The following is a 5,767-nucleotide window of genomic DNA, read 5'->3' on the forward strand; positions in this document are numbered from 1 at the left end:
CACCTATTCTCATAACAGGATCTATATACGATGTCACTAAATCATTTGGTGAACTATTAGTGGCAGAACTTATTATAAGAACACTTTCTCTCATTATTGGACTTTTAGTTATTAGCACAGCTTTGCATCGTTATTCTCAATAATTATTCATGTTCAAAAAATACAAATATTTTACATACCAATTCTTATGTATTAAGACATCAAAAACAAGTGTTACGAAAAAAATATAAAAAAGACATCTTTTTTAGGGAAAGATGTCTTTTTTATATAAACCTTAATGTTCGTTCTGTAAAACCCTCGCTGCCTTTACTCTCTTTTTCTCTTCTTTTAAAAACAACGAGACGATAAACGCAACAATTATAAAGACTAGCCCAAGTGTAAATGCACCTTGGAATCCGGATGTTAAACCGTTTAACTTCTCTACTGGATCCAGTGGATTTGCGGAGCTTTCCATATAGCTAGCTGTTCCTGAAGACATTTTCGAAATAAAGATAGCCGTACCAATTGCGCCAGCTACTTGTTGCAGTGTGCTAAACAGTGCTGTTCCGTGCGGATATAAATCTGGTGTTAATTGATTTAAACCGTATGTTTGTGCTGTCATAACAAACATGAGTCCAACCATTAATACGCTATGCATAACAATAATTTGTACCATTGATGTATCAGGAGTAATGCCTTTAAATAAGAACATTGCTATCCCCACTAACACAATACCGGGAACGATAATAACTTTCGGACTAAATTTATCAAATAGTTTACCTGCGATTGGTCCCATTATGGCGCTAATAACACTTCCCGGAAGCATGATGATTCCTGATTTAAAAGCTGTAACGAGTAAAACTGTTTGCAGGAACATCGGTAATAAAGTCATCGTTGAAAATAACGACATCATCACAATGACGATTAATCCAACTGATAATGTAAACATCGGGACTTTAAATGCGCGTAATTCTAAAATTGGATTCTCAATTTTCAATTGTCGAAAGACAAAAATACATAATGAGATAAGCCCAACAAGTAAAGTGCCATACACTTTCGCATCGGACCATCCTAAGTCACCTGATGCACTAAAGCTATACACAAGTCCGCCAAATCCGAGTGTCGATAAAAGGATAGATGGATAATCTACTTTTGGCCTTGTTAACTCTGAAACATTTTGAATGTACTTCATTCCAATCATAATGGAAATGATCACGACAGGAATAACAATATAGAATAACCAGCGCCAATTTAGTGAGTCTACGATTACTCCAGATAATGTAGGGCCAATTGCTGGAGCTGCCATCATTACAAGTGCGATTAATCCCATTGTTGCACCACGTTTTTCAGGCGGACAAATAATTAAAATCGTATTCATTAATAACGGTGAAATTAACCCTGTCGCTACCGCTTGGACGATACGGCCGACTAATAAAACGGAAAATGTCGGCGCAAATCCCGCAATTAATGTACCAGCTAAAAACGTTACCATAGCGATTAAAAACATTTGCCTCGTTGTGAGCCATTGTTGAAGTAACGCTGTAATCGGGACTAAAACCCCAACTACTAACATGTAAGCTGTAGAAAGCCATTGAATCGTTGAAGCTGTTACGCCAAATTCTTTCATTAATACGGTTAACGCATTACCAAGTAACGTTTCGTTTAATAATGCAACCATTGCCCCTAGAAGTAATGCAATTAAAATGGGGGTATGTTTCAAATTAGAAGTATCAACTTTGCCACTTGCAGGGCTCTTAGTTGTCATATTCATTTACAAATTCTCCTCCTGTTTCTTGCTAAAAAACGATAAATATACCTAAACACATGTAATATAATATACATATGTAGATTAAAAAGGGAGAATCAATTTTCAGCCACTGTATATTTAATCTACAAAAAAGGAGAATTGTAGATGAACGATAATGAAAAACAAATTGATTTACGTATTAGACGTACACATAAATTACTATGGGATTCCTTATTTGAATTAATGACACAATCAAAGCAGAAATATAGTACGATCACAATTAACCAAATATGTGACCGCGCGATGGTACACCGAACAACCTTTTATAAACACTTTGAAGATAAAGATGCTTTATTAGCATTTGGATTTAAACGATACAGCAAGATGATTGCTGAAATACCCGTTTCAGATCGATTAAGTAAACCATTTCAAGTAATGGAACAATTTCTACACCATGAAGAAATCGGTAAAATATTAGAAACGCAAATGTCTGATGAACAATTTATTAACCGGACACAGTATTTAAGTCACGAAACGAGAAAACAAGAAATAGAAGCGTTACATCAACTGCGCAAAAATCATACGATGCCAAATGATTTAATCATTGAGTTTTATTCAGGGGCAATCACCTCATTAAGCGCATGGTGGTTTAAAAATGAAAGAAGCGTTTCTGCGGCTGAAATGGATAGGTATCTCCACCAACTTATTAACAGGGATATTTTTCAGTTTGAAGAGGAATAAGACTACACCTTTTCAATCATGCAATAAAGTGAAACTTTAATCAGTGGGGGGTTTTGTTCATCCCCCACTGATTATTAGTTGAACCAATCGGACTTTTACGGACAGCCCGACCCCCACCTAACTTCTTTGCTTCCACTGAATTTTGAGGTGGGGGTCTTACTGCCCGTTAAAGCGGGATCAAATTGACCACAAAATAGGAATATGATATATTTTCCGTAGAATACTATATAAGTATGACATCAAATAAAATGGCATATAATAAAAAGAAGAGATGCGCTAACATCTCTTCCTTAACTGCTACCGTATAGGGTGGTGGTTATTACACGTTACTATTTTTTACGAAACCCACCCTTTTGCTTCCTACGGCGCGGAGTGGGTTTTTTGTTGTCCTTATCCAGAAGTTGCTTCCGCAAAAAATACGCTGAAACTTCACGTACAGTCGCTTTTACAAATTCTTTTACAAGGTCAAACAAAAACTCCATATTATCACCCCCTTTCCTTCCAAATGGAAAGAAGGGATAACCACCCACCCTCACAATATGCAGTTACATATATTTTATCAAATGATTGTAAAGATATTATGTAAACCAAACAAATGAAATTTTACATAGAAAAAAAGCCCTTCTAAACCGGGCTTTTCTATCATCATTATTTAGCGATCTTCTTCAAATTCGAACTTTCTATAATTGAAAGCATATCCACCTTTTATTAAGACGGACCATAACCAATAAGATGAGCAATTATAACTGCTATTAAACCGATTGAGTATTCAATTAGAATTAAAGGAAGAATCCACCTTGCCCACCTTGTCCATGAAATTCCTGCAATTGCTAATCCAGCCATTAGCGTACCACCTGTCGGAAAAATAATGTTTCCAATACCATCCGCGAATGAAAAGGATAATACAGCTGTTTGGCGTGTAATGTCCAATAAATCTGCAAGTGGCGCCATGATAGGCATTGTCAACATTGCATGACCACTACCTGATGCTAAAATAAAATGAATCGCTACTTGGAAGTTGTACATTCCAACAACACTTAAAAAAGGAGAAATATGTTCCATTCCTTCCGACACTTGATACAGTAGTGGGTCTATAATATGCCCTTGATTCAAGACAACTAAAATAGCGCGTGATACACCAATAATTAAAGCTCCCCCGATTAAAGATGCCGATCCTTGTGTAAAAGATTCTACTGTATCATCAAGAGATATCTTGCCAAGAATTGCAATGATTATAGTTAAAATAATAAATAAGGCTGCAATTTCTTTTATATACCACTCGTACTTAATAACACCAAATACAAGAATAATATAATTGATTAAAAAGGCCGTTAATATCCATTTATGTCTTTTTGTTAACTCTACTTTCGCTGTTAGTAGGCTGTCTTGCTTGTTTGTATCGAATTTTCCGTAAATTCCGCTTGCAGGATCCCTCTTTACTTTCATCGCATGACGATAAACGAATGTAACAGCAATTACATATATGACTACAAATAAAACGAGGCGGAACCCCATCCCCGAATACATAGGAAGACCCGCTATCCCTTGAGCCAGACCAACTGTAAACGGATTCATAATTGCCGTTGTAAATCCGACGGACGCTCCTACAAGTACCATCGCAGTTCCTGTTATCGTATCAAATCCAACCGCAAGAGCTAGCGGGATGAATAGAGGTACATACACTAAAGCTTCCTCAGCCATTCCCATTAATGACCCGCCAAGTGCAAAGAACAGCATGATAATAGGAATCATTAACTTTTCACGGTTAGCAAGTTTTTTTGCCATCGTTGAAACAAGAGCCTCAACTGTACCGGATGCCTTTAATACACCAAAAAAACCTCCAATAATAAGAATAAAAAAGATAATATTAGCAGCTTCTACCATCCCTGTAGGAATAGATTTTACCGTATCAAAAAATCCAAGTGGTGATGATTCAATCCATTTAAATGAATTTGGATCTACTGTTGTATACCCATTTTTTTCAATCTGTTCATATTTTCCGGCCGGCAATATATGTGTAATCACAGCCGCAATAACTAACAAGACAAGTAACATTGCAAATACGTTTATTTTCCATTCTTTTTTTTCCTTTTTTTCTTCTGGCTCGAATGAAACCGCCTTTTCTGATACTTGACTCATATACCAATCCCCTTTGCAATAGAATGAAACTTTAATCATTGGGGGTTTTGTTCATCCCCCAATGATTATTACTTTTACAAGCAGCCGGCAGTCTGGTTTCCCCACTACCATGACGTACCAAGCTATCCATCAATTCTTTTATTTATAAAACGCTAGGATGTAACTACCTTTTTACTAATTTCATTTACAAATTGGTTAAATAAACGTTGCTGCAAGACATCCCTTTCCGACATCATTTCTGGATGCCATTGAACCGCTGCTACATAACGATGAGCCTTCGATTCAATAGCCTCTATTACACCGTCAAAGGACCATGCACTCGCCTCAAAATCTTTCCCTAATGTTTTCACTGCTTGGTGGTGAAAAGAATTAACCATTAAAGATTTTTGGCCAATAGCCTCATAAATTTTCCCCTCTTCCAGAAGATCTACAGAATGAGAGCCTTGCCATTTACGGAACTGTTCTCGAACATGGAAATATTCTGGCCCCATCTCGTGCTCTAAGTCTTGATAAAGAGATCCACCAGCTGCAACATTTAATACCTGTAATCCTCGGCAAATTCCTAGAATAGGAATATCTTTTTCTAAAGCCTGCTTTGCCAAATTTAATTCAAAATTATCTCGTTCTTCCTCTACAGTACCTATATATGATTTTGGAATATCACCGTAATAAACTGGATTGATGTCCGCGCCACCAGCCAATAACAATCCATCTAATTGATTAAGTGTGGACTCAATTTGATCAACTTCCTCAATTGGAAGTAGAACAACCGTTGCACCTGCCCTTTGAAGGGAGCGGATGTAGTCATAAGAAAAGAGAGCCATATCTTGACCTGGTAGCCCTCGCAAGCCCTCCTTCCCTATTTCACTATGATCAACATAATACCCAGTAACACCAATTAGTGGTTTCATTTTCTCTCACCTCATAATTTAAATGGTTTCGTTGTCTTTCTCTGTTGAAATTGTATACTCTTAACCTCCCTTTTCTAGCAATTGGTAAAGAATTAAATATGTAAATTATGACTCTACTCATTTCCCTATTTCTTTACACACCATTGATATAAGCAAATATCGTGCCAACATTAAAATTTAAACGATTATTTACACATATTTAAATATTTTGTCACTTTATCGGTGTTTACTATGTTGAAATGTATTATAA

The 5,767-nt window shown here is 36.4% G+C and carries 5 protein-coding genes; 1 reads left to right on the forward strand and 4 read right to left on the reverse strand.

Annotation, left to right across the window (positions count from 1 at the left end):
• Window positions 1-274: 274 nt before the first annotated feature.
• Window positions 275-1,750, reverse strand: a complete 1,476-nt coding sequence (locus tag ABWK52_RS21450) for an MDR family MFS transporter (protein WP_098541740.1) — start codon at window positions 1,748-1,750, stop codon at window positions 275-277.
• Window positions 1,751-1,891: 141 nt separating this feature from the next.
• Between ABWK52_RS21450 and ABWK52_RS21455 the strand changes: the two genes are divergently transcribed.
• Complete coding sequence (locus tag ABWK52_RS21455; protein ID WP_000999275.1) at window positions 1,892-2,467, forward strand: TetR/AcrR family transcriptional regulator; 576 nt, start codon at window positions 1,892-1,894, stop codon at window positions 2,465-2,467.
• A gap of 329 nt (window positions 2,468-2,796) precedes the next feature.
• On the opposite strand, the gene ABWK52_RS21460 is transcribed toward ABWK52_RS21455, so the two are convergent.
• The 3 genes from ABWK52_RS21460 to ABWK52_RS21470 all read right to left on the reverse strand — a co-directional run bounded on the left by ABWK52_RS21460 (window position 2,797) and on the right by ABWK52_RS21470 (window position 5,517).
• The gene (locus ABWK52_RS21460; RefSeq protein WP_000394754.1) at window positions 2,797-2,949 is read right to left on the reverse strand and encodes a hypothetical protein; all 153 of its coding nucleotides are present in this window, start codon (window positions 2,947-2,949) and stop codon (window positions 2,797-2,799) included.
• A 226-nt stretch (window positions 2,950-3,175) separates the two neighbouring features.
• On the reverse strand, window positions 3,176-4,606 hold the full coding sequence (locus ABWK52_RS21465; protein ID WP_098541738.1) for a YfcC family protein: 1,431 nt from the start codon (window positions 4,604-4,606) through the stop codon (window positions 3,176-3,178).
• Window positions 4,607-4,758: 152 nt separating this feature from the next.
• On the reverse strand, window positions 4,759-5,517 hold the full coding sequence (locus ABWK52_RS21470; RefSeq protein ID WP_098541736.1) for a gamma-glutamyl-gamma-aminobutyrate hydrolase family protein: 759 nt from the start codon (window positions 5,515-5,517) through the stop codon (window positions 4,759-4,761).
• Between the last annotated feature and the right edge of the window lie 250 nt (window positions 5,518-5,767).

The sequence above is a fragment of the Bacillus sp. AP50 genome, assembly GCF_040492675.1.
In the GTDB taxonomy this organism is placed as follows: domain Bacteria; phylum Bacillota; class Bacilli; order Bacillales; family Bacillaceae_G; genus Bacillus_A; species Bacillus_A cereus.

What these genes read in the sequence shown, in the direction of transcription:
- ABWK52_RS21450 (WP_098541740.1), bottom strand. Translation starts at nt 1,750, where the DNA reads ATGAATATGACAACTAAGAGCCCTGCAAGTGGCAAAGTTGATACTTCT.
- ABWK52_RS21460 (WP_000394754.1), bottom strand. Translation starts at nt 2,949, where the DNA reads ATGGAGTTTTTGTTTGACCTTGTAAAAGAATTTGTAAAAGCGACTGTA.
- ABWK52_RS21465 (WP_098541738.1), bottom strand. Translation starts at nt 4,606, where the DNA reads ATGAGTCAAGTATCAGAAAAGGCGGTTTCATTCGAGCCAGAAGAAAAA.
- ABWK52_RS21455 (WP_000999275.1), top strand. Translation starts at nt 1,892, where the DNA reads ATGAACGATAATGAAAAACAAATTGATTTACGTATTAGACGTACACAT.
- ABWK52_RS21470 (WP_098541736.1), bottom strand. Translation starts at nt 5,517, where the DNA reads ATGAAACCACTAATTGGTGTTACTGGGTATTATGTTGATCATAGTGAA.